16 protein-coding genes are annotated in these 23,483 nt (G+C 43.9%); 5 read left to right on the plus strand and 11 right to left on the minus strand.

The features are described 5' to 3' along the window. Nucleotides 1–71 precede the first annotated feature (71 nt). Nucleotides 72–2,405 carry a DNA translocase FtsK gene (locus CRENPOLYSF2_RS00995; protein ID WP_245807844.1) on the minus strand — a complete coding sequence of 778 codons (2,334 nt, stop codon included), beginning with the start codon at nt 2,403–2,405 and terminating at the stop codon, nt 72–74. A gap of 228 nt (nt 2,406–2,633) precedes the next feature. Between CRENPOLYSF2_RS00995 and CRENPOLYSF2_RS01000 the strand changes: the two genes are divergently transcribed. Genes CRENPOLYSF2_RS01000 through CRENPOLYSF2_RS01010 form a run of 3 tightly spaced genes read left to right on the plus strand, consistent with a single transcriptional unit; the run spans nt 2,634 to nt 4,563 of the window. Then, nucleotides 2,634–3,119, plus strand: a complete 486-nt coding sequence (locus CRENPOLYSF2_RS01000) for a low molecular weight protein-tyrosine-phosphatase (RefSeq protein WP_087142121.1) — start codon at nt 2,634–2,636, stop codon at nt 3,117–3,119. A gap of 28 nt (nt 3,120–3,147) precedes the next feature. Continuing rightward, nucleotides 3,148–3,885, plus strand: a complete 738-nt coding sequence (locus CRENPOLYSF2_RS01005; RefSeq protein ID WP_087142109.1) for a dienelactone hydrolase family protein — start codon at nt 3,148–3,150, stop codon at nt 3,883–3,885. Nucleotides 3,886–3,909: 24 nt separating this feature from the next. Continuing rightward, complete coding sequence (locus CRENPOLYSF2_RS01010; protein WP_087142110.1) at nt 3,910–4,563, plus strand: pentapeptide repeat-containing protein; 654 nt, start codon at nt 3,910–3,912, stop codon at nt 4,561–4,563. A 146-nt stretch (nt 4,564–4,709) separates the two neighbouring features. Here the strand turns inward: CRENPOLYSF2_RS01010 and CRENPOLYSF2_RS01015 are convergent, their stop codons facing one another. From CRENPOLYSF2_RS01015 to CRENPOLYSF2_RS01035, 5 genes are all read right to left on the minus strand, one after another. After that, nucleotides 4,710–5,345, minus strand: coding sequence for a response regulator transcription factor (locus CRENPOLYSF2_RS01015; protein WP_087142111.1), 636 nt, complete (start codon nt 5,343–5,345; stop codon nt 4,710–4,712). Next, complete coding sequence (locus CRENPOLYSF2_RS01020) at nt 5,332–6,933, minus strand: PAS domain-containing sensor histidine kinase (RefSeq protein ID WP_087142112.1); 1,602 nt, start codon at nt 6,931–6,933, stop codon at nt 5,332–5,334. The genes CRENPOLYSF2_RS01015 and CRENPOLYSF2_RS01020 overlap by 14 nt, the downstream gene beginning before the upstream one ends. A gap of 150 nt (nt 6,934–7,083) precedes the next feature. After that, complete coding sequence (locus tag CRENPOLYSF2_RS01025) at nt 7,084–7,518, minus strand: single-stranded DNA-binding protein (protein ID WP_087142113.1); 435 nt, start codon at nt 7,516–7,518, stop codon at nt 7,084–7,086. 185 nt (nt 7,519–7,703) lie between these two features. Further along, on the minus strand, nt 7,704–8,939 hold the full coding sequence (locus tag CRENPOLYSF2_RS01030) for a family 8 glycosyl hydrolase (protein ID WP_217884045.1): 1,236 nt from the start codon (nt 8,937–8,939) through the stop codon (nt 7,704–7,706). A gap of 107 nt (nt 8,940–9,046) precedes the next feature. Continuing rightward, nucleotides 9,047–10,264: an FAD-dependent monooxygenase gene (locus tag CRENPOLYSF2_RS01035; protein ID WP_087142123.1), complete on the minus strand. Its 1,218-nt coding sequence runs from the start codon at nt 10,262–10,264 to the stop codon at nt 9,047–9,049. Nucleotides 10,265–10,535: 271 nt separating this feature from the next. Here CRENPOLYSF2_RS01035 and gltB point away from each other — a divergent pair, with 271 nt between their 5' ends. Together gltB and CRENPOLYSF2_RS01045 are read left to right on the plus strand one after the other, a co-directional pair. Then, on the plus strand, nt 10,536–15,158 hold the full coding sequence (gene gltB, locus CRENPOLYSF2_RS01040; RefSeq protein ID WP_087142114.1) for a glutamate synthase large subunit: 4,623 nt from the start codon (nt 10,536–10,538) through the stop codon (nt 15,156–15,158). 26 nt (nt 15,159–15,184) lie between these two features. Next, entirely contained in the window at nt 15,185–16,627 is a 1,443-nt protein-coding gene (locus CRENPOLYSF2_RS01045; protein WP_087142115.1) for a glutamate synthase subunit beta, read from the plus strand. 81 nt (nt 16,628–16,708) lie between these two features. Here CRENPOLYSF2_RS01045 and CRENPOLYSF2_RS01050 read toward each other — a convergent pair whose 3' ends face one another. The 5 genes from CRENPOLYSF2_RS01050 to CRENPOLYSF2_RS01070 all read right to left on the minus strand — a co-directional run bounded on the left by CRENPOLYSF2_RS01050 (nt 16,709) and on the right by CRENPOLYSF2_RS01070 (nt 22,743). Then, nucleotides 16,709–18,097 (minus strand): TIGR03013 family XrtA/PEP-CTERM system glycosyltransferase, encoded by a 1,389-nt coding sequence (locus CRENPOLYSF2_RS01050; RefSeq protein WP_087142116.1) that lies wholly within the window; start codon nt 18,095–18,097, stop codon nt 16,709–16,711. A 46-nt stretch (nt 18,098–18,143) separates the two neighbouring features. After that, nucleotides 18,144–18,884, minus strand: coding sequence for a S1C family serine protease (locus CRENPOLYSF2_RS01055; RefSeq protein ID WP_245807845.1), 741 nt, complete (start codon nt 18,882–18,884; stop codon nt 18,144–18,146). A gap of 81 nt (nt 18,885–18,965) precedes the next feature. Continuing rightward, entirely contained in the window at nt 18,966–20,918 is a 1,953-nt protein-coding gene (locus tag CRENPOLYSF2_RS01060; RefSeq protein ID WP_087142118.1) for an O-antigen ligase family protein, read from the minus strand. A gap of 13 nt (nt 20,919–20,931) precedes the next feature. Further along, a complete protein-coding gene (locus tag CRENPOLYSF2_RS01065; protein ID WP_087142119.1) occupies nt 20,932–22,260 on the minus strand; it encodes a VanZ family protein in 1,329 nt (442 codons plus the stop codon). Between the two features lie 36 nt (nt 22,261–22,296). Beyond that, entirely contained in the window at nt 22,297–22,743 is a 447-nt protein-coding gene (locus CRENPOLYSF2_RS01070) for a hypothetical protein (RefSeq protein WP_087142120.1), read from the minus strand. Nucleotides 22,744–23,483 lie beyond the last annotated feature (740 nt).

Here is a 23,483-nt window from a genome sequence, read left to right on the forward strand (position 1 = left end):
CTTCAATTTATTGATTTAAAACAATGTTGCCAATCGCTATAATTTTTTGTCATGTACAGAGAGCTGAAATACTAGTCTCTGACTGGCGGCGGGGCTAATACCACGCGCGCACCGTTAGTTTCGGCAGCACTGACAATACCGGCAGCTTCCATTTCTTCAATCATAGTGGCGGCACGGTTATAACCAATTTTAAATTTGCGCTGCACACTGGAAATAGACGCTTTGCGGGTTTCTGTCACAAAGGCAACAGCCTGATCGTACAGCGAATCAGCGTCAGAAGCACTACTGCTGGCATTACCGCCCATGCTATAACCGTCATTACTGTCAGATACTTCACGGGTAATGTCTTCCAGATAATTAGGCGGCGCGGTTTGTTTTAAAAATTCAACCACACGGTGAACTTCATGGTCATCGACAAATGCGCCGTGTGCGCGAATGGGAATGCTAGTGCCCGATGGCAAAAACAGCATATCGCCGTTCCCTAGCAAAGTTTCGGCTCCACCCTGATCTAAAATAGTCCGCGAATCAATACGTGATGACACCTGAAAAGAAATACGCGTCGGTACGTTGGCTTTAATCAGACCCGTTAACACATCCACCGAAGGACGTTGCGTGGCTAAAATTAAATGAATGCCGGCGGCACGGGCTTTTTGTGCTAATCGTGCGATCAGCTCTTCAACTTTTTTACCAACAATCATCATCATATCGGCTAATTCGTCGATAACAATAACGATGCTGGGTAAGGTTGATAAGGTTGGGTATTCGTCGCCATCTTCCAGCGCCATACCGCTTATTTGAAACATCGGATCACGAATCGCTACACCACGCGCGGCAGCATCCTCAATCAATTGATTAAAACCTGCCAGATTTCTAACCCCCATCTTGGACATTAGCTTATAACGGCGTTCCATTTCGCCAACCGCCCAACGTAAGGCGTTGCTGGCTTCCTTCATATCGGTCACTACCGGCGTTAACAAATGCGGAATACCTTCGTATACCGACAACTCTAACATTTTTGGGTCGATCATAATCATGCGCACTTGTTCTGGAGTAGCTTTGTATAGCAAACTCAAAATCATGGTGTTGATAGCAACCGATTTCCCCGAACCGGTGGTTCCTGCCACCAGTGCGTGCGGCATTTTACCAAGATCAGCCACCATAGGCGTACCGGAAATATCTTTACCCATAGCTAAGGTGAGTAACGATTTTGCTTTTTCAAACGGCGCAGAAACCAATAGCTCGCGTAAAGTCACCATTTCTCGCTCTTGGTTAGGAATTTCTAAACCCACCACCGATTTGCCTGGAATAATTTCAACAATACGCACGCTAGTAACCAATAACGCCCGTGCTAAATCTTTAGACAACGAACTGATACGACTGACTTTGACACCCGGTGCGGGCTGTAACTCAAAGCGGGTAATAACAGGGCCTGGATGAAAGCCCACTACCATTACGGTAACATTAAAATCAGCAAGAATGGCTTCCACCAAACGCGACATCGCTTCCAATTCCGTTTGTGTATAGCCTCTAACGCGTGTATCTCGATTGTCAAGTAGTTCTAAAGATGGCAATACCGATTTAGCAGTGCCAAATTTAGCACGCAGTTGTTTTTTTAATGGCTTAGTAAGACTGTCTTTTTCTATCGGTTTGCTGACAAATTTTTCTACAAACTTCTCAACACTCGGCGGTGTAATCGTTGACAGTATTGACAACTTGATAGGGGGTTTTTTTTCTGGTTTTTTCTGTTTGTTTGCCGAGGGGAGGGAGGGCGCTGTATGAGCGGGCGCGTGTAAATGCTGCTGCCAATACACTTTAACTATTGCTGTCACTTTACGGCAAACGGATAATGAATATCGACCAATAAAATCAATACAATTTACCCAAGACAGTCCCGTCATTAAGGTTACTCCTGCTAACACTATTACAATCAGCAATAATGTTGCACCAGAATTACCCATATAAAAGAAAAGCTTATCGCCAACTTCACGACCAATAATTCCGCCAGTGCTGTCAGGAAGCTCAATGCCAATACGTAAAAAATACAACGATAACAAAGCGGTTGCACTAATAATAGAAATCAGTGAGCCTAGCCAAGGCAGTGCGAACCAGAGGCTGGTTTTGATTTTTTTATTTTGTGTGTACAGTAAATACCCGTGCCAAAAAAACAGTACTGGAAATAAATAGGCAATCAAGCCAAAAAAACTAAGGCAAAAGTCAGCAAGCCACGCTCCCAATACGCCACACGCGTTATGGACAATTTGAGTACTGCCGCTGTGTGTCCAGCCAGCATCTTCAATACTGAACGTGCATAAAGAAATTAAAAAAAACACTGCACCAGCAACAAGACCAAATACAGCGACTTCGCGCAAACCACGAAACGTTTTTTCTTCCATAACGGCAGACATTAAACAACCTAAAAATAATTAATATTAGAAACATGATTATAGATCAATAATTGTATAATTTACATTAAGCTTGAAAAAATCAGCTATACCTGATTCCATCTGTTAGCCCTAGGCTCTAACGACAAAAATGTGTCAGTTTTTTGCTGGCAGCTAATGTTTTTTTTCGAATACTACGCGTTACAATAGATTCTTACATTCAACACAATGCTATTTTTTAACAAGGACACCATGATCAAAACCAGTGTACTTTTTGTCTGTATGGGTAATATTTGCAGATCACCTACCGCTGAAGGTGTGTTTGCTAAGCTTATTAAAGACAAGCATGTCGATAAATATTTTCTGATTGATTCAGCGGGAACCCATGCTTATCACATTGGTGATGCGCCTGATTTACGCTCACAAAAAGCCGCCAATGATCGCGGTGTTACGCTGGCGCATTTACGCGCACGTAAAGTTAATCGCGAAGATTTTGTAAATTTCGACTTTATATTAGTAATGGATGATGATAATTATGCAAATTTAATAATGCAGTGCCCTGAACAGTATAAAAATAAAATACACTATTTTCTTGATTATGCCCCACAATTAGCTACCCGCGAAGTACCCGATCCGTATTATGGCGGTAAATACGGTTTTGAGAAAGTCTTAGATATGATAGAAGCGGCATCGTTAGGTTTTTTAGCGCATGTGCAAAAAACAGATCGCGTTAAATAATCACTCCACATAACAGAGAAATCACAGTATGGCGATAATCACACAAACAGCACACTACCGCGACGGCGAAACCTTATTAGAAGCTGTGGTTGCTTTTGATGATGCAATTGTCGGCTACCGACCAGCGGTTTTAATTCATCCTACCTGGGCAGGTCGCGATAACTTTGTCATCGAAAAAGCCAAAAAAATTGCAGAGCTGGGCTATGTCGGCATTGCCGTCGATATTTATGGTAAAGGCGTGCTAGGATCCAGTGCCGAAGAAAATGCGCTACTCATGCAACCTTTTGTAAACGATAGATTATTATTGCGTCGACGACTCATGGCGGCTTACCGCAACGCCAAGCTAATGCCTTGGGTTGATAGCCATACTATGGCGGCTATTGGATTTTGTTTTGGTGGCTTGTGTGTGCTGGATTTGGCACGTTCTGGCATTGATTTAAAAGGTGTGGTAAGTTTTCATGGCATGTTACATGCGCCGGAAGAGCTTAAAACTCAAGCGATTAAAGCGAAAATCCTCGTGTTGCAAGGCAATAATGACCCACTGGCACCCCTTGCTGATATGTTAGCTTTTATGCAGGAAATGAGCGTAAGCGGCGCAGATTGGCAGTTACATACTTACGGTAATACCGGGCATGCCTTTACTAACCCGGCGCTTAATGACTATTCCACTGGTTTTTACTATCAGGCAGAAGCCGATAAACGCGCTTGGCAAACTATGCAAAATTTCTTGGCAGAGATATTTGAACAGCCTTCTAATGCCAAGTGAGTAATTATTTTAGGGGTGCATTTTATGAAAAAAATTTTTGTTGTGTTACTGTCGTTATCAGTTGTTAGAGTTGCTGTGGCTGCACCAGCGGTTGAGCATAAAAAATTTGTAGGCGATTACCGTGGTAAAAGCTTTGTTGGACGCAAAGATTTAAAATTCGCCAGCTTTGAAGGGGATATTTCAGGCGCTAATTTTTCTGGCTGTGATTTAACCGGTGCCACTATTAAAGGATTGGCTCTAAAAACTAATTTTAGTCGAACTAATATGCGTGGCTTTGTGTTTCAAAATGTTAATGCAGCAGGCTCCAATTTTGAACGGACTGATTTGACGCGCGCTGTTTTATCTGGGCGTTTTTCTAACGGTAATTTTAAAATGGCCGTGCTGGATTTTGCTAACGCACAAGATTCAAACTTTGATGCTGCTGTTTTTAATTATGCGTCACTGCATAAGTTTCAAGGCATTAGTGCATCGTTTTTTAAAGCGAATTTGTATCGTGCCACTATTATCGAATCTGTGTTATACAACGTTAATATGGCTTTATCCAGTGTAAGAGGCGCTGTGTTTATTGATAACGATTTACGTAAAACCAATCAATACCATATTCAATGGTCTACTGCCACGTATCTTAAAAATAACACTATGACAGGGCTGTTTTTTGAGTTAGCTAATCCGCAATAGAGCGTTAAGCTGCGGGGCTTTAAAAGCCTCGTAAGTTTTATTTTTGGATTATATTATTGCGTATGGTCTATATTATGTTAAATAGTGGCGGTTGATAATATGCAATTCAATAGTGTCGGTCATACACTATCATTGACTTTATTTCCTCAATGTAAATTTCTACCTATCACTTCACATTGCATCGCCATCATAATTAATTCAGCGATATTTTCGGCCTGCATTTTTTCCATGATATGCGCACGGTGTATGTCTATCGTACGCTTGCTAATATCTAACGCCTTAGCCGCTTCTTTATTAGAATAGCTACTGACAATTAAACACAATACTTCTTTTTCACGTTCGGTTAAGTAATTAAGCCGTTCTTGTAATTTACGTGTTTCAACCAAACTGCGTCTGTGGTCGACATCTTTTTTAATAGCTTCGGCAATACGTGCCAGTAACACATTACTATCAAAAGGCTTTTCCAGAAAATCGACAGCTCCGGCTCTAAATGCTTTGGCTGAATCTGGAATATCTGCGTTACCACTGATAAATATAATGGGAATGGAAATATTTCTTCTTATTAACTCTTCCTGAAGCTCTAGGCCATCCATTATTGGCATTCTGACATCCAGTAACAAACAGCCCGGTAATGCGGCATTGTAGTTTAATAAAAAAGCATCGGCGCAATCAAAGCTTTTAATAGATTGTCCTGTAGATTCAATTAACAGTGTCAAAGAATCGCGTATTGCAAATTCATCATCGACTAAATAAACTAAAGAATGTGGCTCATTTTTGATCATTAATGTGTTTCCATACGGGTAACGTAAAATAAAAAGTAGTGCCTTTATTCTGTTTTGAATTGAAATGTAACGCACCTTCATGTGCTTCTACTAATGACCGGCTGATTGACAGCCCCATACCCATGCCTGTTGATTTTGTTGTATAAAAAGGTGTTAATATTTTTTCACGCTGTTCATCACTTAACCCAGAACCATTGTCTTTAACCTTGATTTCTATGTAGTTTTGCTTATTTAAATGCGTTTGTATAGACAAAAGACGTAGCTCTCTTGGTGGCAAATCACGCAAAGCATCGGTGCTGTTCCTAATTAAGTTGATAATAACTTGTTCAATTTGTACAGTATCAATATAGACAAGAGGTAGGTTTTTTTCTAGTTCAAAACTTAATTTAATACTGTATTGTTTAAGATCTGCGTCTAATAAACTGATCGCCTCGTAGATTAAGCTGTTGATATTCGCCGTAGCACGGTGTATTTTTCGCGGTTTTACAAATTCACGCATACTGTGTATTATCTGCCCGGCTTTTAGTGCTTGATGATGGGTTTTATGCAACACCTCGCTGAGTTTAATTAAGTCGGGTTGTTGTGTATCTATGTAGCGCAAACACACTTGCGTATAATTAACGACAGCTGTCAGCGGCTGATTAACTTCGTGTGCAATACCAGAGGCCATTTCCCCCATAACACCTAGGCGGGTTACATGTGCTAGTTTTTCCAAATGCTCTTTATTTTGCTGTTCTTGCTGTTTACGCAAGCTTACATCGCGCACAATACCTGTGAAATAATTTATTTCATCGATTGAATATTGCACGATAGACAAGTCCAGTAACAAAATAGAACCGTCTTTATGCATGCCCTGCACTTCTTGAATTTTACCCACAAAAACCGCGACAAATATGTGCAGTTTATTTTTTAAATACCGTGATCGTCTTTTTTGCTTTAACAGTGGCAGTAATTGATCAATATTGTTTTTAACTAACTCGGTTTCGGTATAGCCAAAAATAGTTTTAATAGCACTGTTTACCGAAACAATTGTTCCTGTCGTATCAATAGTGACAATGCCTTCTATGGATGCATTAAAAATAGCATTTAACTTGGCCTCCCGCTCCAATAACTGATGACGCACTTTTTCTGACAGCGATTCATGGTGATAAACAATTGCATCTTCTGCCTGTCTGCGCGTGGTAATGTCACTGATGGTTAACAAAACTACGCTATTTTCCCCCCCAATACTGGCACGGCATTCAAGATGGGTTAGTGGACTACATTCTTTTTTCAATCGCACTTCTAAAGTTCGACTGGTTTGTTGTTCAGTAAAATTTCTAATAAAAAAATGATAGCTAGTGTGATCAATTGGATTAATAAAATCATCCATTTTTTTATTGATTAATTGATGCGCAGTCCTTGCCATTAATCGACTTGCTTCGGCATTAACGTGTTGGATAATTCCCTCTTTATCTAACACCAAATAACCGATGGGCGCTAAGTTAAAAATACCCTCAAAACTGTTATATACCGGCTCATGCTGATCTGTTTTTACATCACTCGACAATGTTTTTGTAGCGCACGTTTTTTTATTTTTTATTAACATATAATTAAAACATCCCGTTTTAATTTAAAGAAAGCTTTATCGTAATGATATCAATACTCAATAAAACTTAGGAACGTGTAAATGCTTCAATAAATAGCTGCTTTATTTAACACACGCTCCTTAATTATAGCTTTAATTACAGAATTTATTTTAGAACGGAATGTCATCGTCATAAGGTGCATCAAAATTATCACGACTTTGCGCAGGTGCTGCTGGTGCATACTGCGGCGGCGCTGGTGCTGAATACGTTTGCTGCCCTTGGCCAGATTCGTTCTTTTTACCAACTAAATCGATAATATTAGCGACAAGCTCCAGGCTGGTTCGTGTTGTGCCGTCATTGGTTTTGTATTCTCTTTGTGTCAGCTCACCAGATATAAATACTTGTTGACCTTTTTTTAAATAGGTCGCCAATTGTCCTTCCGCGCGTTTGCCAAACAAAACGACATTAACCCATAAGGTTTGTTGCTTATCACCAAAACCTACGTTGTTGGCTACACTTACGTTCAGTACCGCCATGCCAGTCGGCGCGTACCTGACTTCTGAATCCTTGCCGACTGTGCCGGTAAAACTAAAAACATTACTCATTGTTTTTCTCGCTGATTAATAGTGATTTGAACAGTTTAACGTTGCATTAAGACGCAGCCTTTTGGAAAATAAGCAACGCCACTAAATTTTAATAAACCCTAATTTTAAAAAAAGCCCAGTAAGGCCGTCGCACTTGAACGCACTGGGCAGTTAAACTATGCACAGCCGTTAAACTCGCATATTGATTAAGGTGCCCACCAGTTATCCGACATGACGATCATTGAAAGAATTTTGATACTGTCTGTATAGTATATTTCAGTGCCACTGGTTGCACCGCGTGCCCAAATGGCGTTGAGCCAGGTTTGGTTGGTGGAATCAACCATTGCACTAACACCGAATGGAATTGTGAATGCGTTATCGGCATAGGTGACAAGTGCTGCACCGCCCAGGCCATAACCGGCTTTAACATTGGCTGGATTATTAAGCGTTTTAGTCTTGATCCAGCTATTCATTTTTTGTAGCTGAGGCAGAGCTCGGGTATCACCAGTTAGAAGATAATCGGTTGCTATACGCCAGGGTGTACGGCAGGCATTCCAGTAATATTTGCCATCATTGGCGCTTTCAAAAAAATTGCTGCCAGCCGGTTTGTAAACACCCGCCGTCGAAAGAACGACAAAATCGGGCATCAATCCGGTTGATAAAGAATTATTGTTATAAATCGTGTTAATGATCGAATAGGTTTTGTCTGTAACATTCTTCCATTTTAAATCGCCAGTTGCTACTTGAAAGCGTTTGAGGTGATTTAGCATGAAATCAGAAGAACGTGTGGCCTTACTATACGAACCGACAGTCGCCCAATCGCCAAGACGTAACGTCCAATTGCTTTGATTCACTTCGTTTAGCATGATGGCGTTGATGTGATTTTTTGCCGCAGTCAGATAATTAATTGTGCCAGTGCTGCCCCATTGTTTGTCGGCCAGCAGCAAGGCGTAAGCAATATCCATATCGCCGTCAGTCGCGGCATCATTGCCTTCAACGTCCTGAAACAAACTGTTTTGTTTCCACGACATGAGGTAAGGGTTGAATGCGCTCGGGTGTGCTTTGTAGTAATTATACAAACCGTCGAAATAGGTTTTGGCATTAACATCAGCGCCATCCATGAGAACGGTGAGAAGCATGCCATAGCCGTGTGCTTCGGAAACCGTTTCTCCAGCCGGATTATATTGCACATAATATTTTCCGGCACCTGCAGGCATTAAATAATTGGTTTTCCATGCACTCCACATGCTTTTAACGGTGTTATCCATCGCAGCTTGGGTTACATTGTTGGGCTTGATGGAGCCGACAGTGTAAGTTGTATGCTGGGGGAATGGACGATTCCCCGCTGTAACGGTGCATGCCATTGAAAACAATAGAGCTACCACCAGTAATCGTAATGCTGACAACAAATTGTTTGAAATATAGAATTTTTTGTTTTTCATACTGTGTTTTTTTACGGGTTTTAGTGAAAACTAACGCAAGTCAACAGTGTATTGTGGTGGCCTAACGTATGTTTGAGAGCGGCTTTAGCCGCAATACAAGTACACAGCTAAAGTATAGCAACACCTCGCGCCAATTTAGGTAAATTACCTTCCAAGCCCATTGCATTACGCATGATTTTATTTTTTGCCGGTAATACCCGCTCTGCCAAACCTAGACTTAAATTACGCAATATTTTTACCGGCAGGATGTCATTACTGAAAACCTGATAGAAAACATCCATCACCGTCATCATTTTGAGGTTTTCATGCCGTCTTAGTTTTTCGTAGCGCTTTAATACTGCTATATCACCTAGTGGCAAATTTTTCTTATGTGCTTCAATTAACACCTCTGCTAGCGCGGCTGCATCCAATAAGCCAATATTAGCACCCTGCCCCGCCAACGGGTTAATGGTATGCGCGGCATCGCCCACCAGGGCAACACCTGGCTTGATGTAATCTTGGGCATGCTGACGTTTTAGCGAAAAACTCGCCATGCTGATAACGCGTTTGATTTTACCCAAACAGTCTGGAAACGCTGTTTGTAATGCGTGTTTAAACTCATCGGCAGACAAGGCTTTTAACCGGCTAATTTCATCAGGGCTATGATACCAAACCAAAGATCCGTAATGACCCGTTAGGGGCAAAAAAGCTTGTGGCCCTGTGGCTACAAAACGTTGCCAGGTAATATCCTGTTGTTCGTAGTCGGTTTCGACATAAATGACTAACGCATGTTGTTTATAATCCCAGCTGGTGACACCTAAGCCTACCGCTTGCCGCACCTTGGATTGACCACCATCCGCCGCCACTAACACTTTTGTTGACAGGCTGCGGCCATCGTCCAGTTCTACGCTTGAGTCTTCGCCAATACTGTAATGGATTTTAGTAATCTGCGCAGGACACATCACCTCTACATTGGCAAAAGCTTGCAAACGTTCCAGCAAGGCCAATTGCGTCACTCGATTTTCTACAATATAGCCTAATGCCTGATAGTTGATATCGTCACTGCAAAACTCGGTGTCACCGGCGGTTTCCCAGACGCGCATACGCCGAAACGGGCAGAAACGTCGCTCGGTAATGCCCTGCCAGGCACCGACCGTCTCAATAATGTTTTTTGAGGCGATGCTGAGCGCAGAAACCCGTAGGTCATGGGCTTGATCGACAGCAAAAGCTTCAGGTTGCAGGTTTTCTACCAGCGCCACTTTTAAGTCGCTGCCGCCCAGGCCAGCAGCCACCGCAGCACCCACCATGCCACCGCCGACGATGACAACATCAAATTCTTCTTTCATAAGTAATCGATTGATAATAACAGAGCTAAAGATACCATAAATCACTCTGCCTATCAGTGAATTCATACCTTAAATGACAGAAGATGTCGATTAATAAGACCTGGTGGGTTTACAAATCAAAAACACTGCGTGACAAAACCCCCTGTCCTCTTTATAATTTAGCGGTTTTGCTGCGAAGTGGACGTTGATAACAAATATCAGCGTAGGCGCAGTGCGAGGGCTATTAATCGGAAATTAATAATCCTTTTGTAACATACTTTTTGAGGTGACAATGAGTCAAAGTAATCTACCATCCAGACAAGGTTTATATGATCCACGCAACGAGCACGATGCGTGTGGAGTCGGCTTCGTTGTTCATATAAAAGGCAACAAGAGCCATACAATTGTACGTCAGGGATTGGATTTACTTACGAACTTAACCCACCGTGGCGCAGTAGGCGCAGATCCTTGCGCGGGCGACGGAGCGGGAATTTTATTGCAAATCCCTGACCAATTTTTAAAAGACGAATGCGCTAAGCTTAGCATCAGTTTGCCCGCCAGTGGCGATTATGCCGTGGGCATGGTGTTTTTGCCCAGTAACGCCGATGACCGCGCCCGTTGCGTGGCTATCTTTAACGATTTTGTAGCGCGAGAAGGCGCAACACTGCTGGGTTGGCGTGACGTGCCGGTTAACAACACCGAGCTTGGTTATTCGGTAAAACCGGTTGAGCCGTTTGTCGGGCAAATCTTTATCCAACGGGGTGCTAACTGCGCTGATCAAAACGCCTTTGAGCGCAAATTGTTTGTGATCCGCAAGCAAGTTGAAAATGCTATCCGCGAGCTGAACCTTACACAAGGCAATTTCTTCTATGTGCCGTCGTTGTCGTCACGCACCATTGTTTACAAAGGCATGTTGCTGGCCAATCAGGTTGGTTCGTTCTATCCAGAATTGAGCGACGAACGGATGACCAGCGCCCTGGCTTTAGTGCATCAACGTTTTTCCACCAATACCTTCCCCACCTGGGATTTGGCGCACCCGTTCCGTATGATCGCCCATAACGGTGAAATCAACACCTTGCGCGGCAACGTTAACTGGATGGCAGCACGTCGGCATTCCATATCGTCATTAATTTTGGGTGATGACATCCACAAGCTTTGGCCATTGATTGCCGAAGGCCAATCCGATTCTGCCTGCTTTGACAATGCGCTGGAATTGTTAGTGGCCGGTGGTTATTCACTAGCCCATGCCATGATGTTGCTGATCCCAGAAGCCTGGGCGGGCAACGATTTGATGGACAAAAAACAGCAGGCGTTCTATGAATACAACGCTGCCCTGATGGAACCTTGGGACGGTCCTGCCGCTGTCGCCTTTACCGATGGCTGCCAAATTGGTGCGACCTTGGATCGTAATGGCTTGCGTCCTGCCCGTTATCTGGTGACCGATGATGACATGGTCATCATGGCCTCAGAAATGGGTGTGCTGGATATTCCCCAGCACAAGATCATTAAAAAATGGCGTTTGCAACCAGGCAAAATGCTGCTGATCGATACTGTTCAAGGCCGTATTATTGATGATGCTGAACTAAAATCCGAGCTTGCTAACCACCATCCGTACGCCGATTGGCTGGATAAAACCCAAATATTATTGTCAAAACTGCCTGCGGAAGTATCGGCGATGGCTCCCGATGCCCACACCTTGCTGAATAGACAGCAAGCGTTTGGCTATACCCAGGAAGACATCCAGTTTTTGCTGAAACCAATGGCGCAAACCGGCCAGGAAGCCATCAGTTCTATGGGTATCGATACCGCGTTAGCGGTGCTGTCCGACCGTCCGCGCATGTTATACGATTATTTTAAGCAAGGTTTCGCGCAGGTTACTAACCCTGCTATTGATCCGATTCGTGAAGAGCTGGTGATGTCGCTGGTATCGTTTATCGGCCCACGGCCTAACTTATTAGGCTTGAATGAAGGCGGCACCCACATGCGCCTGGAAGTCGAACACCCGATTTTAACTAATCAAGACCTGGAAAAAATCCGCCGTATTGAAACCCGCACCGCCGGTGTCTTTAAAACCAAAACCTTGACGCTGTGCTACCCGACCGATTTGGGCGCAAGCGGCATGGAAGGCGCTATCGACAAGCTGTGCAAGGCCGCCAAACAGGCGGTGGAAGATGGCAACAATATTCTGGCGTTGTCTGATCGAGACATGGACAGCACCCATATTGCCATCCCTGCCTTGCTGGCAACGTCAGCGGTGCATCACTTTTTGACCGACGAAGGCTTGCGTACCCAAGTGGGTTTAGTGATTGAAACTGGCGAGGCCCGTGAAGTACACCACTTTGCCCTGCTGGCAGCTTACGGTGCTGAAGCTATCAATCCTTATCTGGCCTTTGATACGCTGTCCAACATGTGTACAACCGTGTTGACTGACCTTAGCGAGTACGAAGCCCATAAGCGCTATGTCAAAGCGGCCGCTAAAGGTATTTTAAAAGTCATGTCCAAGATGGGTATTTCCACCTACCAGTCTTATTGTGGCGCACAGATTTTTAATGCCATAGGCCTTGCCGAACCGTTTTTAGACCAGTACTTTACCGGCACCACCAGCACCACCGAAGGCGTGTCGTTAAAAGAAATCAGCGAAGAAACCGTGCGCCGCCATCGCGTGGCATTTGGCAATGCCCCGTTATACCGTGATGCCTTGGATGTGGGCGGCGAATACGCTTACCGTATCCGAGGTGAAGCCCATGCCTGGACACCAGCCACCATCAGCAAGTTGCAGCACGCCACCCGCAGCAACAGCAAAGAATTGTACGATGACTTTTGCCGTCTGATCGACGAGCAAAACGAAACGCTGCTCACTTTGCGCGGCTTGATGACTTTTAAGGAAAACGCCGAGCCTGTGCCATTGGATGAAGTGGAATCCGCTGCCAGTATCGTCAAGCGGTTTGCCACCGGTGCGATGTCGTTCGGTTCGATTTCTTACGAAGCGCACACCAATCTGGCGATTGCCATGAACCGTATCGGTGGCAAGTCCAATACCGGCGAAGGCGGTGAGTTATCGGAACGCTTTACCCCGATGGCCAACGGCGATTCCATGCGTTCGGCGATTAAGCAAGTCGCATCGGGGCGTTTTGGTGTCACCACCGAATATTTGGTTAATGCCGACGATATCCAGATTAAGATCAGCCAGGGCGCAAAACCCGGTGAAGGCGGCCAGTTGCCTGGCCATAAAGTCGATGCGGTGATTGCCAAAGTACGGCATTCCACACAAGGCGTAGGTTTGATTTCACCGCCACCACATCACGATATTTATTCGATTGAAGATTTGGCGCAGCTGATTCATGACCTGAAAAACGTCAATCCACAAGCGCGTATCAGTGTTAAATTGGTATCCGAAGTCGGTGTCGGCACGGTTGCGGCGGGGGTTTCCAAAGCCCATGCTGATCATGTCACCATTGCAGGTTACGATGGCGGTACCGGTGCCAGCCCCATGACATCCATTAAACACGCCGGTTTGCCGTGGGAGATAGGTCTTGCCGAAACCCACCAGACCCTGGTGCTGAACAAGTTGCGTGGCCGTATTGCCGTGCAGGTGGATGGCGGTTTGCGGACTGGCCGTGATGTGGTCATTGGTGCCTTACTGGGTGCGGATGAATTTGGTTTTGCCACCGCGCCATTGATAGTATCGGGCTGTTTAATGATGCGTAAATGCCATCTGAACACCTGTCCGGTTGGTGTTGCCACCCAAGATCCTGAGCTGAGAAAGCGCTTTACCGGCCAGCCTGAACATGTGGTCAATTACTTCTTTTTGGTCGCCGAAGATGTCCGTCAATGGATGGCAAAACTGGGCTTTAGAACCATCAACGAAATGATCGGTCGCTCCGACAAACTGGATATGCAACCGGCGTTAGCCCATTGGAAATCTGAAGGCTTGGATTTTAGTCGCATTTTCTACAAACCGGAAACCGATGGTAACACCGCTGTGTACCAAACCGAATTGCAAGATCACGGTTTGCAACATGCACTGGATCATCAACTGATAGCGCAGGCGCAACCGGCGCTGGAAAAGGGTCAACCAGTCGAAATTAATATCGATATCCGTAATATCAACCGCACTTTTGGCGCGATGCTGTCTGGTGAAGTCGCCAAACGCTACGGCCATAAAGGCTTGCCGGAAGATACTATTGCTATCCATACCAAAGGCACGGCAGGGCAAAGTTTTGGCGCGTTTTTGGCGCAAGGCATCAGCATAGAATTGGAAGGCGATGGCAACGATTATGTCGGCAAAGGCATGAGTGGTGGACGCATTGCTATTTTCCCACCTAAAGATTGCCCGATTACCGCAGCAGACAATATCATTGTTGGTAATACTGTATTATACGGTGCTGTCAGCGGTGAATGTTATTTTAACGGCATCGGTGGCGAACGTTTTGCCGTGCGTAACTCCGGTGCCATTGCAGTGGTTGAAGGCGTGGGCGATCATGGCTGTGAATACATGACCGGTGGTGTTGTCATCGTGTTGGGCGCAACAGGCCGTAACTTTGCGGCGGGCATGTCCGGCGGTATCGCTTACGTGCTGGATGAGGACGGCAGTTTCAGCCGCCGTTGCAATATGGCGATGGTGGAGCTTGAGCCTATCCCTGCTGAAGATGATTTGCTGGAATCGGTGGCGCACCAGGGCGGCGATATGGAAACCCATGGCCGCGTCAATTTAATGGGCGACATGACCCGCAACGATGCCAGTCGTTTGAAGCATTTCATCCAAAACCACAAGCGTTACACCAACAGTCCGCGTGCCCAGCACATTCTGGACAACTGGGACAGCTATCTGCCACGTTTTGTTAAGGTTATGCCGGTCGATTACCGCGAGGCACTCAAACAAATCCAGGCACTGCAAGTATCCGCGACTGCGTAACCGTTTATTACAAGAAGGTATTAAAAATGGGTAAACCAACAGGGTTTATGGAATTTCCCCGCACTGAGCGCCGCTACACGCCAGCCGGTGACCGTATTAAGCATTACCGTGAATTTATTCTGACACCGGAAGATTCGGAAGTCAGTCAGCAAGGCGCACGTTGCATGGATTGTGGCATCCCGTTTTGCCATAATGGCTGTCCGGTCAACAACATCATTCCCGATTGGAACGAAATGGTGCATCGCGGCAACTGGCAGCAGGCACTGTCGATTTTGCACAGCACCAATAACTTCCCTGAATTTACCGGAAGAATCTGCCCTGCCCCGTGCGAAGCTGCCTGTACGTTGAACTTGACCGACCAGCCGGTCACCATCAAGTCTATCGAATGCGCGATTATTGACAAAGGCTGGGAGATGGGCTGGATTACCCCGCAAATCCCCGTGCAACGCTCCGGTAAACGCGTTGCCGTCATCGGTTCAGGCCCTGCGGGGCTAGCCAGCGCACAACAATTGGCGCGGGCTGGCCATGAGGTGGTGGTGTATGAAAAGAATGACCGTATCGGTGGCTTGCTGCGTTACGGTATCCCTGATTTCAAAATGGAAAAGCATTTGATCGACCAGCGTATCGCGCAAATGCAAGCCGAAGGTGTCAGGTTCAGGCCAAACAGCCATATTGGTACCGAGATCCCCGTGCAAAAAATCATGGATGATTTTGATGCCGTGGTCTTGGCGGTGGGTTCTGAAAAACCGCGTGACCTGGAAGTAACAGGCCGTAATGAGCTGGAAGGCGTGTATTTTGCGATGGACTTTTTGCGCCAGCAAAACAAGCGCGTTGCCGGTGACACGGTGGCTGACGACATAACCATCAGTGCCAAAGGTAAGCGTGTTGTTGTTATTGGTGGCGGTGATACCGGTTCGGATTGTATCGGTACGTCAATCCGGCAAGGTGCGGCATCTGTAGTGCAAATTGAAATTATGCCCAAGCCACCGGAAAAAGAAAACAAGTTGATGACCTGGCCATTATGGCCTAACAAGCTGCGTACTTCGTCGTCTCAAGACGAGGGCTGTGAGCGGCGCTGGGCGGTTAATACCCGCAGCGTGACCGGCGCAGAGGGTAAAGTCACCCAGCTGAATGCAGTGGAAGTGGAGTGGAAACAAGATGGCGGGCAATGGAAAATGTCTGAAAAAGTCGGTTCAGAGTTTTCCTTGGATGCCGATTTGGTGTTGTTAGCGATGGGTTTTGTGCATCCGGTACATGAAGGTTTACTGCAAGAACTGGGCGTTGAGCGTGATGGCCGTGGCCAAATCAAAGCCACTGAAAAGAATTATCAGACCTCGATTGATAAAGTCTTTGCTGCTGGGGATGGTCGTCGTGGCCAATCGTTGGTGGTGTGGGCAATACGCGAAGGTAGGCAAGCGGCGCGTGCGGTGGATGAGTATCTTATGGGCTCATCAGATCTACCTAGATAAAAGCCAGTTGCTTATTTAAACAAAAAACGCCCACAAAGCAAAACGCTTTAGTGGGCGTTTTAATATAGCCTGCTAACCAGATTATCTTCCGCCTTTACCCCACAGCACCACTTCAAAGGTATTCAACATAATTGAAAAATCTAAAAACATGCTGTAATTTTTAACGTAATACAGATCGTATTGCAGTTTCTGCACGGTATCGTATTCACTAGCTCCGTAAGGGTAACATAACTGCGCCCAACCTGTGATACCTGGTTTAACGCGGTGTCTTTCTTGATAATAGGCTATTTTCTGTTCAAAATTCTCAACAAATTCAGGCCGTTCTGGACGTGGCCCAACAAAGCTCATTTCACCTTTAAACACATTGTATATTTGTGGTAATTCATCGATACGACATTTTCGGATAAAACTACCTACCTTAGTCACTCGATCATCTTTTTGCTGTGCCCACTGTGCGCCATTTTTTTCGGCATCCGTTTTCATACTTCTAAACTTAAGTACATAAAACGGTACACCGTTTTCGCCCACGCGTATTTGACGATACAACACGGGGCCTTTAAAACCACTTTCTACATAAATGGCCAATGCGGTTAACACTATAATTGGCCAAGACACAACCAGTAATAAAGCACTTGAGACGAGATCAAAAGCGCGTTTCTGAAAAGCTCTTAAGCCACCTTGCGAAAAACCATCCGCAAAAACCAGCCAGCTGGGATAAATATTATCCAGCGATATAAGCCCTTGTTCACGTTCATAAAACCCCATAGAATCCAGAATAGGAAATCCCGATAATTTAGCATGCAATAATTCTTTAATCGGCATAAGTTTACGGTTATCGTCAAGTGCAATCACTATTTCATCTACCTTATATTTTATTGCAGCCTGAATAATACTGTGCTGAGCTTGGATTAAATACTCGTCATCAACCTTGGATTTTTCATTAGGCACCGACATGCAGCCTACTATTTTGAAGCCTTTATGTATAAAAGCTTCATTCAGCGATAATAATTTATTGGCTCTTGAGCCACTTCCTATCACAAGAATACGGCGTTGTAATTGATCTAATTTTGCAAACTTATAAAATAAATGTCGGGTTAGCATCATGCCCAAAAAAGACAAACCTACCGCATATATCAGTACGCTTCGACCAATCAGAATATCAGGTATTAAATAATAAACAGTAACGACTATAAAAATACCAGAACAAAAACTAACAAACGTTCGTGCCAATAAATTATAGTCATCCCAGCTCAGTGTGCGTCTGTATAAGCCAAAACCCAAACAAGACAGTGTCATGGCCAGTGAAAATATAACACTGGCAATAGTAATATCTTCCTGTGTATACCAAGATTCTGTAAATAAAAATCGAACACTACTGCCGTAATACATCGAAATAAAGAACAGCCCCGTTTCAATAATAATGAGCCATAAATAAGCTCTGGAAATATAATGGCGAAAAATACGAATCACGTTTTTACTCTAAATAACCAAAAATAACAGTATTTTTTCAGAAAAATCATTTTAAATTTTTTTCATTCAATAATTTTTCAATATACTCGACAGGGACAGCATAAGAAATACCGCTGGGTTTTGATAATGCGCTTTCTTTACTCTCTTGTACGAAAACTTTATTGACAATACCGACCACCTCACCTGTTTCGCTGTTATATAAAGGACTGCCACTATTACCTGGATAAGCCGTGGCATCTAACTGAAACACATTATAAGGCTGCTGTAAATTTTTCAGCAATTTTGGCGTGATTTGTGAAGCACTCAGCACGGGAATAATATTAGGACTAATTGCCGAAACAATACCCCGGTGCGTAACAGGGTAAAGACCCAAAACCATGCCCATGGGGTAACCCGTAAATGCGTACTGCTGGCCTTCTTGTACCGTGCTAGCCTTACCCAGTGTTAGCGGGGGTAATTTTGCATCCTGCAATTTTAAAATGGCGACATCATGTACGCTGTCTAATGCAACCAGTTTAGCTAACACGCTTTTTTCAACATCAGCTAGCCGATAAAAAACTGCTAGCTCTTCTTTATGCTCGGTATCTACGGCAGATGCTACAACATGAGCATTGGTAACAACCAAGCTGCCATCACGCACCGCAAAACCCGTACCTAAAAACTGAGCACGCGGGCTGCGTTTAGTCATAAACGTTCCTACTGCGACGATGCTGGGTTTTATTTTCACCAGCACCGAGGGCAATACCGATACCTCAGCCTGTGCTTGAGCGGGTATAAAAACCGCCATTATGATACCGCTTATTATTAAGCTAAGCTGAAGCGCTAAACAGCGTGATTTCTTCATAAAGCTACAAAAAAATTAGGTTTTTTAACTGAGGTTAGCATTTTTTGATGGCATCGTAGATGGCTGAAATATATCAGCAACAGAGCAAATGACGATTAAACAAAATAACAGCGTTATTCGAGGCGCATCAAAAGGGCTGTCTACCCAGCCTACGACATTGAATGCGCAAAGCGCTGCTAAAAATATAATTGAAAATAAATTTTTTGGCAGGGTTTTACATAAATGGTAAACACATAACAGCATTAATAGTGCAAATATGATAAACCCTAGGCCGCCTTGATCAAAAAATACCTGTACCCAGAGATTTAAAATATGCCACGGATGATGTTTTTCGGTAGTAAAAAACCAATGATCCAGAGATTTTGAGAAATCACCGTTGATTATTTGATTTTTACCCACTGAATCGATAAGTTTTATATTGTCAGTATCCAGTATTTTGCCAACACCGTTGCTGTTAGCAAGCGTCAACTGAACCGGACGCGATAACCAACCGTTAGCAATAGCGGCCGATTTTTCGCCAAGCTCAGCGGTATTAAGATCATATTCCAAGGTTTGCCAAAGCTTGCCATTGTCATTCGCTTTAATCGGCACGGCTGTATCAGTACAACGCAGCGCATAAATAAGTGATTTTTCACAAACAGCTACGTTTAAAATCATGTTATTGGCTGGTGTTCGCACATCAAGCTGTAAATGATAATGGCGGTGCGGCAATACGCTAATAGATTGTCCCATAAACAGCGCATCACCACTGCGTAAACGCAGATAATTATTATTCGCTTCGTTTTCTATTTTATAGGTCGCAGGAACGACATGTTCGGTATTTAACCAAAAATACGTGCGCGGATAACTGCCAAGCCCCATACCCAGTAGCTGCGTTATCAGTGAACTATCCATCATGGCAAAGGCATCTAACCAATGCTGGGTTCGTATGGCTTTATCTTCAGAAAAAATGCTAAAGCGTTGCTTAATTAATTGTCCCTGAAAAACCGGCATAGCCAGCAGTGGCACTATCAATAGTAATACTCCACCGCCTATTGATTGTTTCCAGTTGGTCTTTAAACTGCCTTTATAGTGTATAAGTAAACACACGAGCAATACTAAAAATCCTGTTACAAAGCCGATATAAGCGCCACGCGAAAAGGTGACTAATATCACATAAAGCCCAGCAACAAAAATACAGCCCCCTGCCAAATAACTTATGATTGAGGCAGAAGGATTAACAAATAGCCAGGCAATAAAAGGCAGACTGAGCATCAGGTACGATTCAATGTGACCGCCACCGGTGTGCATTGTTGAAAATAACGCATTAATACGGTATTGACTGGAAAAATCAAACACGCCGGTAAAGACAAATCGCTCCACTATGGCAATGCTAATAACACCGGTTAAACCCACTAAAATACCGTACGATAAGTAGTCACGGGTTTTAGAATAATGCCCCAGTGCCTGATGTAGTGCAGGCAGTAATAAGCCTGCCCATAGCACACCTTTACCAACTCTTAAGCTATTATAATGACTGTAATAATTTGAGAACGCATTAGCATCCAGACTTTGAAACGGCAGCAAGCCTCTTAGCAGACTAAGGCCATAAAAAATACCATATAGCCAGAAGACAAGGCGCGTTATTGCGTTGAATACCGGCGCAGATTTTTGTGTAGGCCGTTGCCAAAGTTGCACGGTGACGGTTGTTAAAACAACTAAATCAAATTCATCAAAAAAAAATCGCCCTGTTAACGGCGTAAAATCCATGACAGGCAGTAATGCCGGCAAGCAAATTAACCAGCTCATTGGGTAACGACATAATAAGCGGCTATAAACCACAAGAAATCCCGCTAAAGCTAACGGTGCAAGTGGATAATACCAGACGCTAATAGCAATACCTCCGCTTAAAATCATTGATAAAATTAAGCGAATATAGCCTATTTTCAGTAAGCTTTTAGGCCAGTGCGCAACGGGTTGAATGACGCATTCTATCACTTAGGCCACCCCATTAAAAACGCTGCTTTAAGGTCAGTGACAACGTGTCTTGCTGTTGCCAGTGTAATGCTTTGTTCATTAAAACATAGCTTGTAGCCGCAGCAACAAAAGCAATACCTAAATCGGTCGGATCGGGATGTTTATTTGCTAAAAATAATTTTTCAGTTTCAACCATAATGGCTAATACAACAGCGCCCATACCTACCCAAATCCAGGAGATGGCTTTAGGTGTATACCAAAGGCAATACGCACAGCCTATCGGTATGTAAAGTCCCAGGTTACTGATGACACTCAGTAATGCGATTGTCTCCGTTGTGTAATAAAAATAAAAAAACGGCATAAAGCGTGTTTCTGCCAGTTTTGCATAGGCTAAATCCACAGACAGCCACGCGCCTTCCATACCACCGTTAATGACAAACACCAGTAACACATAAGGCAATAGCAGCATTAAAATCATAGGTTTTAAGCGCTTTTGCCAATGCAGCCAATCTTGTTGCTCTAACCATTGTGCGGCACGAACCCCAAGCCCCATGCCTAACATACGCGTCAGTATAGAAATACCTTGGCCAATACCGGAGTATAGAAACAGTTGTATTAGTTCAGAAAAAATGCCCAGAAAAAATCCCACTAATATCGCCAATGCCAGTTTATGCGCTACATGTGGTAAGTTATAAAACAAAGCACCTACTGGCATTAAAATCAGTATTTCAACAATAATCTTAACCACACATCTCACTGCATTGTGTTGGCAAATATCCAGTGACATAAAGATATCATCCTGACTGCCGGCTAATTTAATATCTAATTCGGCAAAAGAAGTCACAAAATCAAAAGGGAAAAAACTGACTGCCAGATAACTTGATAAATACAATACGATCAGCATTTGGCTACTCGGTAACGCACTCAAGGCTAAATTATTGATTAATTTAACCCAGTGCTTTCCAAGCGTAGCAGCCAGTAATAATCCCATCACCGTACCTATAGCTTCCGCGATTAAATCATTGATGGAAACCGTACGCGGTGGGAAATACAGTTGACAGAATTCAATAACTACCGCCAGAGCAACACAGCTACTTAAAACGATTATTGCCCAAACAACACGCAGTCCAACAGAGCGCATATTACCCAGCAGCATCGTCCATAAAAACGCCAACGGCATATACAACACAATATTAGCTATCCAATCCGCGCGTGACTCAATGCCTAACGCAAGATACGGAATATTATGAAATTTATCGCGTGCCTGTTGCCAAGGTATGCTTTGGTAATCTAAAGGCACTAAACTGCCGTAGATGACGAATATCAAATACACAACAGCGGCACAGAAACAATATTTAGTCATAACCCACTACACAGCCAATATTGGCGTTATATTGTCTTACGGACACCCATTTGATCCCGTCACCAGTTGTGCATTAGTGATTATTGTTGTTGCATTACAAAAATCGTAAGTCGCATTAGGTGGCGTGCCGTTTTGCCAAACTTTATAAGAAAAAGTGCTGGCATCGTAATCGTAAATAGCTTTGGAATTAGCCGCCGTACTTCCTACTGTAGTCCACGTACCGACTAATTCTGAGGGATCAACAGGATCGTTAGGGCCTTTTTTATAATCAATTAAATCTGCACTCGGACTATGATACTCCTGCCATTGTTCGCCATTGGCCATAGCGCAAACGGTTCGACCAGACAAAAGGCTACTTAATGCCGCCGCCCCAATTACTTGGGTATATTGAGAGTTTGCAGAATCTGTAGCGCAAGCGGCCATTGTCTCACTCATCATACCGGTTAATAAAACAATACTCATAGAAATAATCGGTTTAATCATTTTAATTTCTCTCTTAAATGCAAGGCAGCGATAGGCCGAATAGAAAAATAGTGGCTCATTGAAAGCTACAAAATAGTAAGAGTATTTAACAAGGCAACTGATACAAATATGAGCTACCCGCTTAATAAGAGACAACATGTAGGTTGAGTTGAACACTTTTCTCAACCCAGCATTTTCAAAGCATTGTAAATGTTGGGTTGCCAAACAGCAGGCAGCCCAGCCTACTTGAATGATATTATTTTTTATCCCGCGTTAAGTTGGTAACCAAAATATGCAATGAGACACTACAAATGTAGACGGCTTTTACATTTTTATCCAGTATAAGCCTTGTTATAATAGGTTAAATCACTGCCCATATTGCTGCATCAACCTCTAACACACGCGTGCGCTCTTACACCACTTGCCACGGCTGTTAGCTAGTACTCAGTCAATCTTGATATGTCGGGTATATTTTTGACCAGCGTGAGACCTACGAGGTTTTTAAAACCTCGTAGGTCTTTGTAACACCCGACAGAATAAAGTTGACTGACTACTAGTACTCAGTCAATTTTATTTTGGCGAGTGTGAATTTTAAAAAACCGTTCGTGGTGAGCTTGTCGAACCATGAACCACAAGTCCTTCGACAAGCTCAGGACGAACGGAGTATTTTATAGTACTCGACAAAGTAAAAATGACTAAGTACTAGTACTTAGTCACTCTTTAAGTGTCGGATAAAGCTTTTTCAATTTTATCCGAGCATC

This window comes from Crenothrix polyspora, from assembly GCF_900163755.1.
Lineage (GTDB): Bacteria > Pseudomonadota > Gammaproteobacteria > Methylococcales > Methylomonadaceae > Crenothrix > Crenothrix polyspora.